We start from the raw sequence: 18,103 nt of genomic DNA on the forward strand, positions 1-18,103 counted from the left end.
TGAACTTCCTAAAACAACGCGCTATGACTTTTCTTCGCAGGTGCACAATGCCCTGGCATATCGTTTTGGGGAGATCGAATTGCCAATATCCAAGATCCTTGTCGCCAACCGTTCGGAAATCGCGATCCGCGTCTTTCGCGCCGCCAACGAGCTCGGTCTGAAAACGGTCGCCATCTGGGCCGAGGAAGACAAACTCGCGCTGCACCGCTTCAAGGCGGATGAAAGTTACCAGGTTGGCCGCGGTCCGCATCTGGAGAGGGATCTTGGCCCGATCGAAAGCTATCTGTCGATCGATGAGATCATCCGCGTTGCCAAGCTGTCGGGCGCCGATGCCATTCACCCGGGCTACGGCCTCCTGTCGGAAAGTCCCGAGTTCGTGGACGCCTGCAACGATGCCGGTCTGATTTTCATCGGCCCGAAAAGCGATACGATGCGCCAGCTCGGCAACAAGGTTGCCGCCCGCAATCTCGCCATCAGCGTCGGCGTGCCGGTCGTACCCGCCACCAATCCGTTGCCGGACGACGAGGCCGAGATCCATCGGCTTGCCGCGGAGATCGGTTATCCCGTCATGCTCAAGGCCTCCTGGGGCGGTGGCGGTCGTGGCATGCGCGCCATTCGCGATCCGAAGGACCTGCTGCGTGAGGTAACGGAAGGCAAGCGCGAGGCCATGGCCGCGTTCGGCAAGGACGAGGTCTATCTCGAGAAGCTCGTCGAGCGTGCGCGCCACGTCGAGAGCCAGGTGCTCGGCGACACGCATGGCAATGTCGTGCATCTCTTCGAACGTGACTGCTCGATCCAGCGCCGCAACCAGAAGGTCGTCGAGCGAGCGCCAGCGCCCTATCTCAACGAAGCGCAGCGCCAGGAGCTGGCCGACTACTCGCTGCGTATCGCCAAGGCGACCAATTATATCGGCGCCGGCACCGTCGAGTATCTGATGGATGCCGATACCGGAAAATTCTACTTCATCGAGGTCAACCCGCGCATCCAGGTCGAGCACACCGTCACAGAAGTCGTGACCGGCATCGATATCGTCAAGGCACAGATCCACATCCTCGATGGCCACGCGATCGGGACGCCTGAATTGGGCGTGCCCAAGCAGGCTGACATCCGCCTGAACGGCCACGCGCTGCAGTGCCGCATCACCACCGAGGATCCGGAACAGAACTTCATTCCCGACTATGGCCGCATCACCGCCTATCGTTCGGCTGCCGGTTTCGGCATTCGTCTCGATGGTGGTACTGCCTATTCGGGTGCGATCATCACCCGCTACTATGATCCGCTGCTGGTCAAGGTAACGGCGTCGGGCAGCACGCCGCAGGAAGCGATCAGCCGCATGGACCGCGCGCTGCGCGAGTTCCGCATCCGTGGTGTTGCCACCAACTTGACCTTCCTCGAAGCGATCATCGGTCACCCGAGCTTCCGTGATAACTCCTATACGACCCGCTTCATCGACACGACGCCGGAGCTCTTCCAGCAGGTCAAGCGCCAGGACCGTGCGACGAAGCTTCTCACCTATCTCGCTGATGTGACTGTCAACGGCCATCCGGAAGTAAAGGGTCGTCCCAAGCCGCCGGCCGATGCCGCCGAGCCGGTCGTTCCCTATATCGACGCCGATATCAAGCCGGGCACAAAGCAGTTGCTCGACGAGCTCGGACCGAAGAAATTCGGCGACTGGATGCGCAACGAAAAGCGCATCCTGATGACCGACACGACCATGCGTGACGGCCACCAGTCGCTGCTGGCGACGCGTGTCCGCACACATGATATCGCGAGGATCGCGGATACCTATGCGCGGGCGCTGCCGAACCTGTTCTCGCTCGAGTGCTGGGGTGGCGCGACCTTCGACGTCTCGATGCGCTTCCTGACCGAAGATCCGTGGGAGCGTCTCGCTCTCGTGCGTGAAGGCGCGCCGAACCTGCTCCTGCAGATGCTGCTGCGCGGCGCGAACGGCGTCGGCTACAAGAACTATCCCGACAACGTGGTGAAGTATTTCGTCCGCCAGGCGGCCCAGGGTGGGATCGACCTCTTCCGCGTCTTCGACTGCCTGAACTGGGTCGACAACATGCGGGTGTCGATGGATGCCGTCATCGAAGAGAACAAGCTCTGCGAGGCGGTGATCTGCTACACCGGCGATCTCCTCAACTCGGCCCGTCCGAAGTATGACCTCAAGTACTATACCGCGCTTGCCGCGGAGCTGGAAAAGGCCGGGGCGCATATCATCGCGGTCAAGGACATGGCGGGCCTGTTGAAGCCTGCCGCCGCCAAGGTGCTGTTCAAGGCCCTGCGTGAAGAGACGGGTCTGCCGATCCATTTCCACACCCATGACACCTCCGGCATTGCGGCTGCGACTGTGCTCGCCGCTGTTGAGGCCGGCGTCGATGCGGTCGATGCCGCCATGGACGCCTTCTCGGGCAATACCTCGCAGCCGTGCCTTGGCTCGATCGTCGAGGCCCTGCGCGGCTCCGAACGCGATCCAGGTCTCGATCCGCACTGGATCCGTCGTCTGTCCTTCTACTGGGAAGCCGTGCGCACGCAGTATGCGGCCTTCGAGAGCGACCTCAAGGGGCCGGCTTCGGAAGTCTATCTGCACGAAATGCCGGGTGGCCAGTTCACCAACCTCAAGGAACAGGCCCGTTCGCTCGGTCTTGAGACCCGCTGGCATGAAGTCGCCCAGGCCTATGCCGACGCCAACCAGATGTTCGGCGACATCGTCAAGGTAACGCCGTCGTCCAAGGTCGTCGGTGACATGGCGCTGATGATGGTGAGCCAGGATCTTTCTGTGGCCGAGGTCGAAAACCCCGCCAAGGACATCGCTTTCCCTGATTCGGTTGTCTCGATGCTGAAGGGCGATCTCGGTCAGCCTCCAGGCGGTTGGCCGGAAGCGCTGCAGAAGAAGGTGCTGAAGGGCGAGGAGCCCTATACGGCCGTGCCGGGCTCGCTTCTGCCGCCGGCTGATCTGGACGCCGAGCGCAAGGTGATCGAGGAGAAGCTTGGTCGTGAGGTCAGCGACTTCGAATTTGCCTCGTATCTTATGTATCCGAAGGTCTTCACCGATTACGCGCTTGCGGCCGACATGTATGGTCCGGTCTCGGTCATTCCGACGCCGCAGTATTTCTATGGCCTGCCTGCCGGCGAGGAACTGTTCCTCGACCTCGAAAAGGGCAAGACGCTTGTCATCGTCAATCAGGCGCTTGGCCATACCGACGACAAGGGTATGGTGACCGTGTTCTTCGAACTGAACGGGCAGCCACGCCGTATCAAGGTGCCGGATCGGGCCCATGGAGCTTCAGGCAGCGCCGTCCGCCGCAAGGCGGAAACCGGTAATGCCGCGCAGCTCGGTGCGCCGATGCCGGGCGTCATTTCGCAGGTTTCCGTCTCTGCCGGCCAGACGGTCAAGTCTGGCGACGTCTTGCTTTCGATCGAAGCGATGAAGATGGAAACGGCGCTGCATGCCGACCGCGACGGGACGATTGCGGAAGTGCTGGTGCGGATTGGTGACCAGATCGACGCCAAGGATTTGCTGATCGTGTACTCGGCCTGACGGCCGGCACCATTGCGAAACAGCAAAGAGGCCCCGCCAGCGCTGGCGGGGCCTCTTTCGTTTGCTGCATTGGCTGCCTATTCGGCTGCCTTGATCTTCGGCTTGCGCGCCGGTTTCTTGGCCGGCGGCGGTGCAGGCGGTAGATCCTCACTGGTTGCCTGCAGCTTGCCATCGAGGGTCACATCGTAGCCTTCTGCGGTCCGTGTGACGGCGACAGCGACCTTTCGACCATCAACGTCGACCTTGGCCTTGAAGCCTTCCCAATGTTCGGGCAGGGCAGGGTTCACGACAAGCTCGCCGTCCTTGCGACGGATGCCGAGGAAGCCTTCGACCGCGAAACGATAGAGCCAGCCTGCAGATCCCGTGTACCAGGTCCAACCACCGCGTCCGGCATAGCCGTCGCCGCCATAGATATCGGCCGCAACGACGTAAGGCTCGACGCGATAACGCTCTGCCTCGTCTGCCGTTTTCGCGTGATTGATCGGGTTCAACATTTCGAAGACGCGCCAGGCATCGGCGAGACGACCGGCTTGGACCAGGGACAGGCCGAGCCAGATCGCCGCATGGGTATACTGGCCGCCGTTTTCACGCACGCCAGGCGGATAGGCGCCAATGTAGCCCGGATCGATTTCGGGTTTTTCGAAAGCCGGCGTGAAGAGGCGGACGATGCCATTCTCTGCGTCTACAAGCTTCGAGACGGCGGAATCGAGTGCCTTTCCGGTATGGGCGGGATCTCCCATTCCGGACAGAACGCTCCAGGACTGGGCGATGGAGTCGATCTGGCACTGGCGTGAGTCATTCGAACCGAGCGGCGAGCCGTCGTCGAAATAGCCACGACGATAATGCTCTCCGTCCCAGCCTGCCGTTTCCAGGGCAGCCTTGAGCTTTGCCACATGCTCGCTCCAGCGGGCACTGCGGTCTCGATCGCCACGCTTGTCCGCCTGCAGCCTGAAACGTTCCAATGTGGCGGCAAGCAACCAGCCAAGCCAGACACTTTCGCCATGGCCTTCGATTCCGACGCGGTTCATGCCGTCGTTCCAATCGCCACCGAGGATCAAGGGCAGGCCGTGTTCGCCGGTGCGGGCAATGGCGAGGTCGAGCGCGCGAGCCGCGTGCTCATAGAGATCTGCCGTTTCAGCGGCGGTATTGGGCAGGAAGAAGCTGTCATGCTGACCCTGCGTAAGCTGCGGTCCGTCGAGGAACGGGATCTGTTCCGACAGGATCGCCTGGTCACCTGTCGCCGAGACATACTGGTCGACTGCATAGGCGAGCCAGACGACGTCGTCGGAGATCATGGTGCGGACACCCGCGCCTGTCTGCGGCAGCCACCAATGTTGAACGTCCCCTTCTACGAACTGACGCGCAGCGGCATTCAGGATCTGGCGGCGGGCGAGCTTAGGTTCGACGGTCAGGAATGCCAGCGTGTCCTGCAACTGGTCACGGAAGCCGTAAGCGCCGCTTGCCTGGTAGAAGCCGGCCCGCCCGAAAATCCGGCAGGCAAGCGCTTGGTAGGGCAGCCAGCGATTGACGAGGTTGTCGAATGCCTTGTCGCCGGTTTCCACGGAGAGCTTGCCGGTGAAGCCTGTCCAGAAGTCGCGGTTGGCCTTGAGGACCGTCTCGAACCCTGAGCCGCGAACCGTCTTCACAACATCGACTGCGTCTTCCGCTGTCTCGGTTTCACCGAGCAGGAAGGTCATGTCGCGCGACTGACCGGGAGCAAGCTCGACATCGAAGGCAATTGCCGCACAAGGGTCGCTTTCGCTCTCGATCGAGCCCGTAAGTCCCGAGGCACGGGCGACGGCCTGTGGCAGCTTGATCGTGCCGTTGCGACCGATGAATTCGCGCCGGCTGGCCGTATAGCCATCCGGCTGTTCCGGTCCAGCCAGGAAGGCGAAGCGGCCCGGATAGTTGATGTCATACGGATTGGAGGCAAGCAGTGCCCCGGTCTCCTCATCGAAGCTCGACAGAATGAAGGGGGCGGTGCGGGCCGGATTGTTGCCGAGGACCCATTCTGCGTAGCCATAGATGCGGAACTTGCGTGGCTCCGGGCTCGCGTTCTTCAGCCGGATCTTCGTGAGCTTCACCGGGCGCTCGCGATCCACAGTCTGGGTCAGTTCGATCTCGAGATCGCCATGCTGGCTGACGAAGGTTGAGTAACCCATGCCATGGCGTGTCTCGAAGGTGGCCGCAGGATCGGTGTTCAGCGCGCTGACGGTCGCATAGGCGCGTCCGCTGCCAAGATCGGTGACGTAGAAGGCCTCGCCCGGACGGTTTACCACGGGATCGTTGGTCCAGGGCGTTACCTGGTAGTCGCGCGAGTTCTGGCTCCAGGTGAAGCCGGCCCCTTCTGCCGAGACGTGGAAGCCGAAGTTCTCGTTTGCGATGACGTTGATCCACGGCTGCGGCGTTGCCGCAGATCCGTCGAGACGCACGACATACTCCGAACCGTCTTTCGAGAAACCGCCGAAGCCGTTCCAGAAGTCGAGGTCGGAACCGTCGGTCACGCGGCCCGTTTTGGCGGGAGTCGACTGTACGGGCGGCAAGCCTGCCCATTCGAGCTCACCATCGATCGTGCGCGGAGTGGCGAAGAGCGAGACGGCGCGGTTCACCTGGTCGACGATCTTGCCGTTGCGGGTGTGGAGTACAACGCGGGCGGCTGCCAGGACTGCAAGTGTCGAGCCCTCGTCCTGCAGGTCGTCGCGGACCGTGAACACATGCTGGCGACCGCCGGGCAGGCGGTGGCGCAGATTGTCCGCCATCTGGTCGAGCGCATGCTGCATGTCCTGCGCATAGGAGGTCGCGCGCTCGTTAATAATCGCGAGATCGGCCACGACGCCGCGGCGACGCAGATATTCCAGTGCACTCATCGCCTCGCGGGCGATGTCCATGTCCATGTCGTCGTTGATGCGCAGCGCAAAGATCGGGAAGTCGCCCGAAATCGCCATGGGCCACAGCGCCGACTGCGACCTCAGCCCCTTGCGGACCGTTTCGGGATCCGCACGCAGGTGATTGTCGGGATAGGTCAGGTAACGGCCCAGATGCTGGAAGGCAGCCGCCTGCTGTGAGGTGATGCCGATGTGGCGAAGCTCGACCTGGGCACGCGTCCAGGCATGGATGAGCTCGTGGCTGAAGGCATCCGGATGACGGTAGCGTTCGATCGCCTGATCGATTTCCTCGCGGTTCGGGGCGGCCATGGTCCAGAAGATCACCTGGACCTTCTTGCCAGCCGGCACGCGCACCACGCGGCGGAGGCTGAGGATCGGATCGAGCGTAAATCCTTCCGAGCCGGAGAGGTTGGCGCCGGGGTCAAAGGCGGCTGCCTCGCCGAGGCTGCGGCCACGGCCGAGGAACTTGCGGCGGTCGGTTTCGAATTCCGTCGGGCGACCCTGGCCCGCACTGTCGACCACCAGATGGGCAACGCAGATATCCGGATCGGACGGGCTGCGCTTGTTGCGCTCGGCGCGGATCACGTCCCGGCGACGACCGAATTCGGTCTTGACGAACATGCGCGAGAAGAGCGGATGGGCGTTGTCGCTATCCTCGTAGGCCAGCACCGGCTCGGTGTAGGACGTGACCTCGATGTAGCGGTCTTCCGTGCCGGTGTTCAGGATCGTTAGTCTGCGGCCTTCGGCATCATGCTCGGTGCCGACGATGCATTCGACCGAGGTCGAGATGTCGCCGACGGTCTTGAAGAATTCCGCCTTGTCGTCGCCGAAGATGACCTTGGTCTTTTCGTCTTCTGCGCGGCGCGGCGCCGATGTCGCCGACCACCACTCATTGGTGGCGGTATCGCGCAGGAAGAGGAACGTGCCCCAGCGGTCTTCGGTCGTGTCGGGTTTCCAGCGGGTGACGGACTGACCGTTCCAGCGCGAGAATCCGGAGCCGGTGGCCGTCATCATCACAGAATAGTGGCCATTCGAAAGGAAGACGACTTCGCGGTCCTTGGTCGCGGGATCCTCGATCGTGCGGACTTCGGCGCGCAGAAGGTCCGCCTGGCCCTTGCCCGGGGTCTGTGGCTCGTATTTCGCGCTCATGACCGGGATTTCTCGGGGCGTCTTCTCCTGCAGGAGAAGTTCTGCCGCTTCGATCACCGGATCGGCGTGGAAGAGCGCGCGCAGGCGGCCGTTGAAGGCGACATTGGCGATGGCTGCGATCGACATGCCATGATGGTGGGCATAGTAGTTGTAGACGACAGCGCATTTCTTGCCGTCCGGCAGGCGCGTCGGGGTGAAGTCGACGGCGTCGTGGAAACCGTAAGCCCCCAGCGCGCCGAGCTTGCGCAGGCGTTTGAGGTTCTCAAGCGCTGCCTCGGGGTAATACTGGCTTGCGAGGATCGAGGCATAAGGCGCCACAACGGCGTTTTGGCCGAGGCCGCGTTTCAGGCCGAGTGTCGGCACACCGAAGTTGGTGTACTGATAGTTCATCTCGTGGTCGCGGGCATTGAAGGCTGCTTCCGAAATGCCCCAGGGGATGTTCAGCCGGCGGCCGTGGTTCATCTGTTCGATGACCACGAGATTGTTCGTCTGGTTGAGAATGCCACCCTGTCGCTCCTGCATGACGAGCGGCGGCATCAGATACTCGAACATCGAGCCCGACCAGGAGATCAGCGCAGCGCGGGCACCGATCGGCACGACCTGGCGACCGAGGCGGTACCAGTGTTCCGTCGGCAGATCACCCTTGGCAATCGCAAACAGGCTGGTCAGACGGCATTCCGAAGCGAGCAGGTCGTAGCAGGCCTCGTCCAGTTCGCGGGCGTCGACGCGATAGCCGATCGACAGCAGGCGACGCTCCGGACGGAAGAGGAAGGTGAAGTCCATCGAAAAGGCGAGGTTGCGGGCGCGCTCGGAGAGCTGGCTCAGGCGCTGGCGCAGCGGATCGATGTTCGAGAGGTCGAATGCGGTGTCGGCAATGTGGGCTTCGCAAACCGACACCAGCGATTCCGTCCAGCGAACGACTTCCGCACTCGCCTCCGAGCGAATTTCGTGGTGGAGATTTGCCGCCAGTTTTTGTGCGTCACGCGCGAGCACTGCAAGATTGATGATGCGGATCGAGGCGAATTCATGCTCGCGCTTGACGGCGGCAAGCGCCGTGTTGAAGCCGATGATGCGTTCCTCAAGACGACGACGGAGCGGACGCACCGTCTTTCGGTCATCCGGCAGCTCGCCGAGGACTTCGAGCAGGATGCCGCCGACATCGCCGATGCCGTCGAAATTGCCCTGAAGGTGTGCGGACGGCGCCTCCGCCCATTCACGGCAGGCCGAGGAGATCGCGATCAGATGGCCGGCGAGATTGCCGCTGTCGACCGCCGAAATATACTTCGGGCCAAGCGTGTTGAGCGTGTCCGTGTAGTACCAGTTGTAGAGATGGCCACGATACTTTTCCATCCGTTCGACGGTGGAGATCGTCTGCTCCATGCGCTCGATCGTCTGTTCGAAGCTCAGCCAGCCGAAATGGCGAGCGGAGACGACGGAGAGCAGATAGACGCCGATATTGGTCGGCGAGGTGCGATGGGCGATCAGCGGTTCCGGCGTTTCCTGGAAATTGTCCGGGGGCAGATAGTTGTCGCCGGCGGTCGTGAAGGTCTCGTAGTAGCGCCAGGTGCGGCGAGCGATCTTGCGCAGTTCGTACGAGACGTTTTCTGGAACCTCGAGGCTGTCTTCCGTTTCGGCAGACTGGCTGACATACCAGGCGAGCAGAGGCGACAGGACCCAGAGGAAGGCGAACGGAAGGCCGATCAGATAGCCATAGCCGCCGGGTATGGCCGCGACGCCGACCGAGAGGATGGCGAGGATCGGCGCATGGCGCATGTTCTCGTAATATGAGGCGATCGAGCCCTGGGCTGCCGACTGGACGCTGGCGGCCGTGCGCCATTCGAGCAGCAGCTTGCGGCTCACCAGCATGCGGTAAAGCGAGCGGGCGATGGCATCGGCCATCATGCAGGCATTGTCGGCGATGAAGACGATGCGGAGCGCGACCTGGGCGTTGATCGAGCGGACTTCCGACCACAGCGTCTGGAAATGCGCGGCCGGCACGATATCGGTCTGACGCGGGACGATGCCCGACAAAAGCGATAGGGTCGGGGCGACGAAGAGGCTGAAGATCAGAAGCAGCTGCCAGATGGTGGCGCCCACCGGCTCCATGGTGGCCCAGCCGAGAACCGAGGCGGCATACCAGGCAATCGGGGTCAGCGAGCGGCGCAGGTTGTCGACCATCTTCCAGCGGCCGAGGCTGGTGATGCCGCGGCTGGTATCGCCGATATAGGGGATGAGCTGCCAATCGCCGCGGGCCCAGCGATGCTGGCGCGAGATCTCGACCTCGTATCGGGTCGGAAAGTCTTCGACCAGCTCGACGTCGGTGACAAGCGCGCAGCGGGCGAAGGAACCTTCGAGCAAGTCGTGGCTGAGCACGCTGTTCTCGTCGATGCGGCCCTTGATCGCCGTCTCGAAGGCGTCGACGTCGTAAAGGCCCTTGCCAGTGAAGGTGCCTTCGGCGGTGATGTCCTGATAGACGTCGGAGACCGTGAAGACATAAGGGTCGAGGCCGCGGTTCATCGAGAAGATGCGCTGGAAGACCGAGGCATCCTTGCCAGTGGTCAGAGAGGGCGTGACGCGCGGCTGCAGGACGCCGTAGCCGCTGATCACGCGGCCGGTCTTCTCGTCATGCACCGGACGATTGATCGGATGGTGCATCTTGCCGACGAGCTTGGTGACGGCGTCGCGCATCAGGCGGGTGTCGGCATCGAGCGTCATCACGTAACGCACGTTTTCCGGCACCATATTGGCGCCCGGGAGATAGGAGGTGTCGCGATCGCCGCGCAGCAGCAGGTTCAGCTCGTGCAGCTTGCCACGCTTGCGCTCCCAGCCCATCCAGCAGCCTTCGGCCTCGTTGTAAAGGCGACGACGATGCAAGAGGTAGAAGCGGTTCCTGCCGCCGAAATCGTAGCGACCATTGAGCTGGGCGAGTTCGCGTTTGGCGTAATCGAGGACCTCCAGATCGGCAGGGGTCTCTTCCGTCTGGCTGTCCTTCCAGTCGCTCAAGAGCGCGAAATAAATCTCGCCATGCGGGTTGGTCAGGTAGTGGACTTCGAGATTGCGGATGAGTTCGTCGACGTCGTCACGCTTGGTGATCATGCAGGGCACGACGACGAGGGTGCGTGCTTCCTCGGGAATGCCCTGCTTGAACTCGTAGCCGGTCAGGCGGAACGGTTTGACGAAGAAGGTGACAAGCGTGTTGAACAGTCCCGTCGCGCCTTCGGAAACCGGCAGCGAGACCAGGACCAGCAGGACCATGATGAGCGAGGTCGGCAGGCCGGCCTGATTAAGGAAGTAACCGATAACCGCTAGGGCTGCGACGGTGAGCGCAATGACGGGGATTGCGATGGAGAGCCAGTTCAGGCGCTTTATGCCGTCGGTCAGGATCCGGGAGAGAGGCTGGCTGTAGCCGATGGCGTTTTCCAGCTCGGTCCGTCTGTTGCCGACGAGATAGCTTCCAACATCGAGCTGTCCATCGGGTCCCGCCGATTGTGTCGCCAGATCGATCGCCGTCTGGGCAATCTCGATCTCGCTCTGGTCGCAGCGACGCGCCAGCCTTTCGATCGTGTTGCGATAGGCGTTGCGCGAGCCGAAATCGAGTTCGCGGTAATCGGTGTGCTGGCCGAGGACCCGGTCGACATGGCTGACCTCTTCGACCCAGACCGACCATTCCTTGTCGTCGATCTCGCGCAGGCCCCGCACGATGTTGCCCATCGTAACGTTGCCGGAGGAGAGACGGTTGTGTTCGGCGTCCATCGCCTCCTGGGCGGTGCGGCCGGCCGCTTCCAGTCGGCTTTCCAGCCATTCGACGGCAAAGCTCGTGTTCTGCGAGCCATTGCGCAGGCGGTACAGGAACTGTGTCGCGAAGGTGTTGTCGTCAGCCAGCTGCTCGATCTGGCTGAGATAGGTCGCGGCTGCCACAGGATCGTTGAGACGGATGATCTCGTCGGCGACCTCGTTGGCCCGGCGACGCATCCGGCGGGAGCGATCGACGCGGGTTGCGATGCGTCGGAGATTTTCGATGAGCACGAAGCGCGCGATCGACGGCATTGCCCAGAGTTCACCGATCTCCAGCGTCCGGTGCTGCTGGTAGCCCTCGACAAGGGCCGTCATGCTTTCCTGGCTGACGGTCGAGTGGGTATGCGCGACGTAGAGCCATGCCATCGCCATGGTCCGCGGGATTTCGCGGCTTCCCACCTTCATCGTCGGCAGCTGGCGATAGAACTTCTTCGGGAAGTCGCGGCGAACTTCCTGGATCGCTTCTTCGATGATGTAGTGGTTGTCGAGCAGCCACTCGGCCGCAGGCGTGATCGTGGCCCCGGCTTCGACGTCAGCCGCCGTCGCGCGATAGACGCGCAGGATCTCGCGCTCGTTTTCCTTGTGCCTAGCGAAGAAGTCGAAGTCCAGCAGGCCGGGTAGTTCATCGACGCCGTTCAGCGCCAGAGAAGCGGCGCTTTCCCGCAATTCCTCGATCGTAAAATAGGCAGATCGTATGGAATCGTTATGGTCGATCTGCTTGGTTTCGAGGTCGCGCGATGGGACATGCAGCGTCATGAAAAATAGGTTCTCGGTTCGATGGTTCAATAGAAAGCCGTTGTGGTCCGACCGTCCGGTCTTCGCCGCCGCGCCTCATTGCACAAAATTGGGTTGTTGACCAACAATCGAGGCAGAAAGAGGCCGTAATACGACGGCTAACAGAGGCGGTTGAACTCTCTTTGCGACTTTCGCATCCTGGCAGGTGAGTTGGCGTTTTTATGCCTTATTTCAAGCGGCTGGCCAAGGGGCTTGATCGCAGCCGCCGAGCATCGATCAAGCAGGTCGAAACTTCGCAGGTCAGCGATCTGTCGGTGCGGTTACCAGATCGCGAACGCGACGCGTACCGGATGCTTGTTTGCGATGCGGGTCTCATCGCTCAGTCCGCACCTCTCAAGGACAATCCGCCCAGCAGAGCCTCGACGGCATCCAGTGCGATCTGCGGCAAACGTCCCTCGTCGAAGAGGTCACTTGCGAGCGAATTCTCAAGCCACAAACCGTCGATGAGGCCGTTGATCGCGACCGCGAGATGCCGGACTTCGGAGAAGGGCGGGTTGTGTCGTCGCGCCGCCAAGACGGCTCCGACAAGGTCTTCGAGTATGCCGATGAAGACCAGATAGTTTTCTCGATGGATGCGGGCGAGTTCCTCGTCCGATCGCACCCGACCGATGAACGCTGCCCAGAGGGACAGTGCTTTCGGATCGGCAATCGGTGGGCTGACATTGGCAACGATGAAGTCGTGCAGGCGCCGCTGCGGGTTCGCCCCGGCTTCCGCCATGGCATCGACGGCGGAGCCGGTCATTCCTGCCAGCATTTCGCGATAGGCCGCCTGGACCATTTCGTCCTTGCCGGAGAAATAATGACGGATCAAACCGCCGGTCACGCCGGCTCTGGCGGCGATGTCGCGGACGGTCGCGCCTTCCAGGCCATGTTCCGAAACGCTGTCCAAGGTCGCCGCGATCAGATCCTTCCGGCGCTCGGCTTCACCGGCACGCTGGAACGTGCGTCGTGTCATGGTGGTCTCTCCGGCACGGATAGGGCAGCAGATTTTCGTCAGCGATGGACGTCTTTTTATACGGTTGAACAACTGGCCGGCAAGTGCCACAGTCTGCGCTTTCATGCTCATGCCCAGACGACCGAAAGGTAATTTCCATGACGATCCACGCGCCCAATGTGATGGCTGAAGTGCTTGCGACGCGGCATCATCTGCATCGGTTTCCGGAGATCGGCCTGTCGGAGTTCAAGACGTCGGATTATGTCGCCGAACAACTGACCGCTTTCGGCTATGAGGTGACGCGCGGGCTTGCCAAGACCGGTATTGTCGCCACCCTCAGAAACGGGTCGAGCGAGCGAAGCATCGGCATTCGAGCCGACTTCGACGCTCTGCCGATCCTCGAAGAGACCGGTCTTCCCTATGCCAGCGAGATACCGGGCGTGATGCATGCCTGTGGCCATGATGGTCATACCGCAATGCTGCTCGGTGCGGCGAAGATCCTCGCCGAACGGCGGAATTTCGATGGTGTCATTCACCTGATTTTCCAGCCAGCCGAAGAGAATTTCGGCGGAGCCCGGATCATGATCGAGGATGGCCTCTTCGATCGCTTCCCCTGCGATGCAGTTTTCGCGCTGCATAACGATCCGGAGATCCCGTTCGGCCATATCGCGCTCCGGGAAGGGCCGATCATGGCTGCCGTCGACGAGTGCAAGATCACCGTCAACGGCCGTGGTGGTCACGGGGCCGAACCGCAATCGACGGCCGATCCCATTGTGTGTGGCGCGTCCATCGTCATGGCGCTGCAGACGATCGTGTCGCGCAACATTCACCCGCTCGATCCGACCGTCATCACCGTCGGCGGATTCCATGCGGGTGCGGCGAGCAATGTCATTCCGGAGCGGGCGGAGATGGTGCTTTCGATCCGCTCCTTCGATCCCAAGGTCCGCGACCAGCTCGAGCAGCGCATTCGGGCGGTGGCCGAAGGTCAGGCGGCGAGTTACGGCATGGGCGTGACCATCGACTATGAGCGGGGATACGACCCGACCATCAACCACAAGGCCGAAACGGATTTCGTCCGCGATCTCGCGGTGGGCTTTGCTGGACAGGACAAGGTCTATGACCTGCCGCGCCCGATGATGGGGAGCGAGGATTTCGCCTACATGCTCGCCAAGCGCCCGGGCAGCTACTTCTTCCTCGGCACGCAACGGACACCCAACGATCCGCCGCTGCACCACCCACGCTATGACTTCAACGACGATATCCTGCCCGTCGGGACCACTCTCTGGGTGGAGCTTGCAGAGCGCTATCTCTCGAGGTCCTGAGCGGGCATTTTGCGCCGCTGGGCAAAGAGAATGATGAGGCCCGCGCCGGCGATCAATACGGCGCCGGCCCAGACATTCGGTCCCGGGATGTCTCCCCATATCGCGTAGCCGAGCGCGAAGGCCCAGACGAGCGCCGTATATTCCAGTGGCGCAATCACCGAGATCGGCGCGCGGCGCAGCGCCTCGAAAAAGCTCATCTGACCAAGACCGCCGATGAAGCCGACGGCCAGCAACAGGATCTGCGTCGGACCGCTTGGCGTGGTCCAGGAGAGGATGGCCATGGGTGTCGTCAGGGCCAGGAAGAAGACATTCGTCATCGTCATCTGAACCATGCTGCTGGCGCTCTTGCTGGTGGTTCTGAGCAGCGTCGTGGCGATCGCCCAGCAGACGGCGGCGATGAGGGCGAGGTAGACGGGCCAGCCGGTCGCAAGGCCTGTCGGATTGCTGGCGACGACCACACCGACGAAGCCGGTGATGACGGCAATCCAGCTGCTCATGGGAACCCGTTCGCCCAGAATGGGGATGGCGAGCAGGATCGCTGCGATCGGTGCGGCGAAGTAGAGTGTCGTGAGATCGGCGAGCGGCAGATGCTTGGCCGCGTTGAAATAACAGAGCCAGGCGGCGAGCAGGAAAAGACTGCGCAGCATCATCGGGCGAAGCGCCGGCGACGTCACCGTCTCCCGCGTGAGTGAGCGGCCACCGAGGATGTAACAGCCAAGCAGGATCGCAATGCTGCGGCAAAACAGGATCTGCCAGACGGTTGTCGTTTCCACGAGCAACTTGATCATGGCGTCGTGCATGGCAAAGAAGAGATAGGCGAGACTGGAGAGCAGGATGCCAGCGCCAACGGCGGTTTTCACGGAAGCGTCTTTCGGGGTCGGGCGGCGCAAGCAGATGGCCGCAATGACTATCTGTGTCAGACGCCGGCTCGTCCCTGTCAATCCCCGTTCAGAACTCCCGACAATGTTGTCATGCGAAACAAAAATTTACAGTCGGGACGCGCGGGACATGTTGTCGTTTAAATCGATTTAATTACAGTGCGCCCGACTATGGGAGCAGGACATGAATGACATAGCCCACACCATCACTTCCCCGGCCGAACCAGCGCCGATCGTCACCAGGGAGAGGGCCGCTGTCGCCCTGCTCTTCTTCCTGAATGGCCTCGTCATCGGAGCCTGGGCACCGAAAATTCCGTTCTTCTCAGAGGCGCTCGGATTGTCGGAGTTGATGCTGGGCGTGATGATCTTCGTCTTCGGCGTGGGTTCGCTGGTGCTGATGCCGATCGCCGGCATGCAGATTGCCCGTTACGGCTCGCGGCGCGTCGTGGAAGTGACCACGCTCTTGTTCATCCCGACCATCGTGCTCGTCACGCTGGTCGACAATATCTGGACGGGAGCCATCGCCATCTTCCTGTTCGGTGGCCTGACCGGGGCGATGGACGTGGCGATGAATGCCAATGCGGTCGAGGTCGAGCGCAACATGCGCCGTTCGATCATGTCCTCCTGTCACGCCTTCTGGAGCCTTGGTGGGCTCTGCGGTGCGGCGACCGGCGGTTTTCTGATTGCCGCGCTCGGTGTCACTGGTCACGTGCTGCTTCTGGCCGCCGTCTGCGTCGTTCTCTTTCTTGTCGCCCGCCCGATGATCCTCTCGGACGCGCCGCATCCAAGTGACGAGCCGGCCAAGGCCAAGCTGCCGATGACGCCGCTGCCCTGGCTGATCGGCACGATCGCGCTGTTCTGCATGATCCCTGAGGGCACCGTGCTTGACTGGAGCGCGCTCTACCTGCGCAACGAGCTGAATGCCTCGACCGAGATGTCGGGCTTCGCCTTCGCGGCCTTCTCCCTCACCATGGCGGTCTGCCGCTTTGCGGGCGATTTCATCCGTGACCGCTTCGGTGCCGTGAATACACTGCGCTTCTGCGGTGTGGCTGCGATCATCGGGCTTGTCATGGCGGGCCAGTCTTCCAGCGTGACCTTTGCGCTGATCGGCTTTGCCATCACCGGAATCGGGATCTCGAACATGGTGCCGATCGCGTTTTCGGCGGGCGGCAACATTCCGGGGCTTGCACCCGGTGTTGGCCTCTCGGTCGTCACCACCATGGGCTATTCCGGCATCCTCTTTGCGCCATCGCTGATCGGGTTTGTGGCCGAGCACACGTCGCTGTCGAGTGTCTACACAGCGATCCCAGCGCTGCTGATCGTGGTTCTGGCTCTCTCCAGGCTCGCGCGTCATGCGGACCGGGCGACAGGTCACTGAAAGATGTGGGGACGTCGCTTTGGACAGACTTGCGCACGCGGGCATGTGAACGCGTAAAGGCGTCTTTCAGTTGACAAGCGATCGGCTTTGATCCACCTCCATGGCGATTGAGGCTTGCAGAGAAACAGCCATGAACGCACCCCTGATCCCGCCCGCCGATGCCTTTGACCCCAAGCCGCGCCGTTCGTCGGTCGCGGTGGAAGTGGGTGGCGTCATCATCGGTGGTGGAGCTCCTGTCGTCGTTCAGTCGATGACCAATACCGATACCGCAGATGTCGATGCGACCGTTGCCCAGGTTGCTGCCCTCTACAAGGCAGGCTCCGAGGTCGTCCGCATCACCGTCGACCGTGACGAGAGTGCCGCTGCCGTTCCAAAAATCCGCGAGCGCCTGCTCCGCCTCGGTATGGACGTGCCGCTGATCGGCGATTTTCATTACATCGGCCACAAGCTGCTCGCCGATCACCCGGCCTGCGCCGAGGCGCTCGCCAAGTATCGCATCAATCCCGGCAATGTCGGCTTCAAGGACAAGAAGGACAAGCAGTTCGCCGAGATCGTCGAGATGGCGATCCGCTACGACAAACCTGTCCGCATTGGGGTCAACTGGGGTTCGCTCGATCAGGAGCTCTTGACCCGGCTTATGGACGAGAACGCGGCCAATGGTTCGCCGCTTTCGGCGCGTCAGGTGACGCGTGAGGCGATCGTGCAATCCGCGCTCCTGTCGGCCGAGCTTGCCGAAGAGATTGGCTTGCCCCGTAACCGCATCATTCTCTCGGCCAAGGTCAGCCAGGTGCAGGACCTGATCGCCGTCTATTCGATGCTCGCCGAGCGCTCGAACCATGCTCTGCATTTGGGGCTTACCGAGGCCGGCATGGGCTCGAAGGGCATCGTCGCCTCGTCCGCGGCCATGGGCTACGTGCTGCAGCATGGTATCGGTGATACGGTTCGCGTGTCGCTCACCCCGGAACCGAATGGTGATCGGACCCGTGAAGTCCAGGTTGCCCAGGAACTGCTGCAAGTCATGGGCTTCCGCCAGTTCGTGCCTGTTGTCGCGGCCTGTCCGGGTTGCGGTCGCACGACATCGACGGTCTTCCAGGAACTCGCCCAGAAGATCCAGGACGACCTGCGCAAGAACATGCCGGTCTGGCGTGAAAAGTATCCGGGTGTCGAGGGCCTGAACGTTGCGGTCATGGGCTGCATCGTCAATGGTCCTGGCGAAAGCAAGCATGCCGATATCGGCATCTCGCTTCCGGGCACCGGGGAAAACCCGGCGGCTCCCGTGTTCATCGACGGCGAGAAGGCGATGACTCTGCGCGGCCGGAACATCGCAGCCGATTTCGAGGCGCTGGTGGCAGACTATATCGAGAAGCGTTACGGCCAGAAGTCGGCGGCTGAGTGAGCTTGCTGGCCAACTTTTTGTTGCCGCAAT

7 protein-coding genes are annotated in these 18,103 nt (G+C 62.0%); 4 read left to right on the forward strand and 3 right to left on the reverse strand.

The window, feature by feature from the left end:
• The first annotated feature begins 79 nt into the window (after positions 1–79).
• Complete coding sequence (gene pyc / locus SJY08_RS19985) at positions 80–3,541, forward strand: pyruvate carboxylase (protein WP_377277805.1); 3,462 nt, start codon at positions 80–82, stop codon at positions 3,539–3,541.
• A gap of 77 nt (positions 3,542–3,618) precedes the next feature.
• Here the strand turns inward: pyc and SJY08_RS19990 are convergent, their stop codons facing one another.
• Together SJY08_RS19990 and SJY08_RS19995 are read right to left on the reverse strand one after the other, a co-directional pair.
• Positions 3,619–12,126 (reverse strand): GH36-type glycosyl hydrolase domain-containing protein, encoded by an 8,508-nt coding sequence (locus SJY08_RS19990; RefSeq protein ID WP_377277807.1) that lies wholly within the window; start codon positions 12,124–12,126, stop codon positions 3,619–3,621.
• Between the two features lie 358 nt (positions 12,127–12,484).
• Positions 12,485–13,120 carry a TetR family transcriptional regulator C-terminal domain-containing protein gene (locus tag SJY08_RS19995; RefSeq protein WP_054150328.1) on the reverse strand — a complete coding sequence of 212 codons (636 nt, stop codon included), beginning with the start codon at positions 13,118–13,120 and terminating at the stop codon, positions 12,485–12,487.
• Positions 13,121–13,257: 137 nt separating this feature from the next.
• Between SJY08_RS19995 and SJY08_RS20000 the strand changes: the two genes are divergently transcribed.
• Positions 13,258–14,421, forward strand: coding sequence for a M20 aminoacylase family protein (locus tag SJY08_RS20000; protein ID WP_377277810.1), 1,164 nt, complete (start codon positions 13,258–13,260; stop codon positions 14,419–14,421).
• On the opposite strand, the gene SJY08_RS20005 is transcribed toward SJY08_RS20000, so the two are convergent.
• Positions 14,403–15,281 carry a DMT family transporter gene (locus tag SJY08_RS20005; RefSeq protein WP_377277812.1) on the reverse strand — a complete coding sequence of 293 codons (879 nt, stop codon included), beginning with the start codon at positions 15,279–15,281 and terminating at the stop codon, positions 14,403–14,405. The two genes, SJY08_RS20000 and SJY08_RS20005, sit on opposite strands and share 19 nt — an antisense overlap.
• Positions 15,282–15,483: 202 nt before the next feature.
• On the opposite strand from SJY08_RS20005, the gene SJY08_RS20010 reads away from it, so the two are divergent.
• Both SJY08_RS20010 and ispG read left to right on the forward strand, forming a co-directional pair.
• A complete protein-coding gene (locus tag SJY08_RS20010; RefSeq protein WP_069042842.1) occupies positions 15,484–16,677 on the forward strand; it encodes an MFS transporter in 1,194 nt (397 codons plus the stop codon).
• A gap of 130 nt (positions 16,678–16,807) precedes the next feature.
• The gene (gene ispG / locus SJY08_RS20015) at positions 16,808–18,073 is read left to right on the forward strand and encodes a flavodoxin-dependent (E)-4-hydroxy-3-methylbut-2-enyl-diphosphate synthase (RefSeq protein ID WP_377277814.1); all 1,266 of its coding nucleotides are present in this window, start codon (positions 16,808–16,810) and stop codon (positions 18,071–18,073) included.
• The last annotated feature ends 30 nt before the right edge of the window (positions 18,074–18,103 follow it).

It is taken from the genome of Rhizobium sp. R86522 (assembly GCF_042466255.1).
Taxonomy (GTDB): domain Bacteria; phylum Pseudomonadota; class Alphaproteobacteria; order Rhizobiales; family Rhizobiaceae; genus Allorhizobium.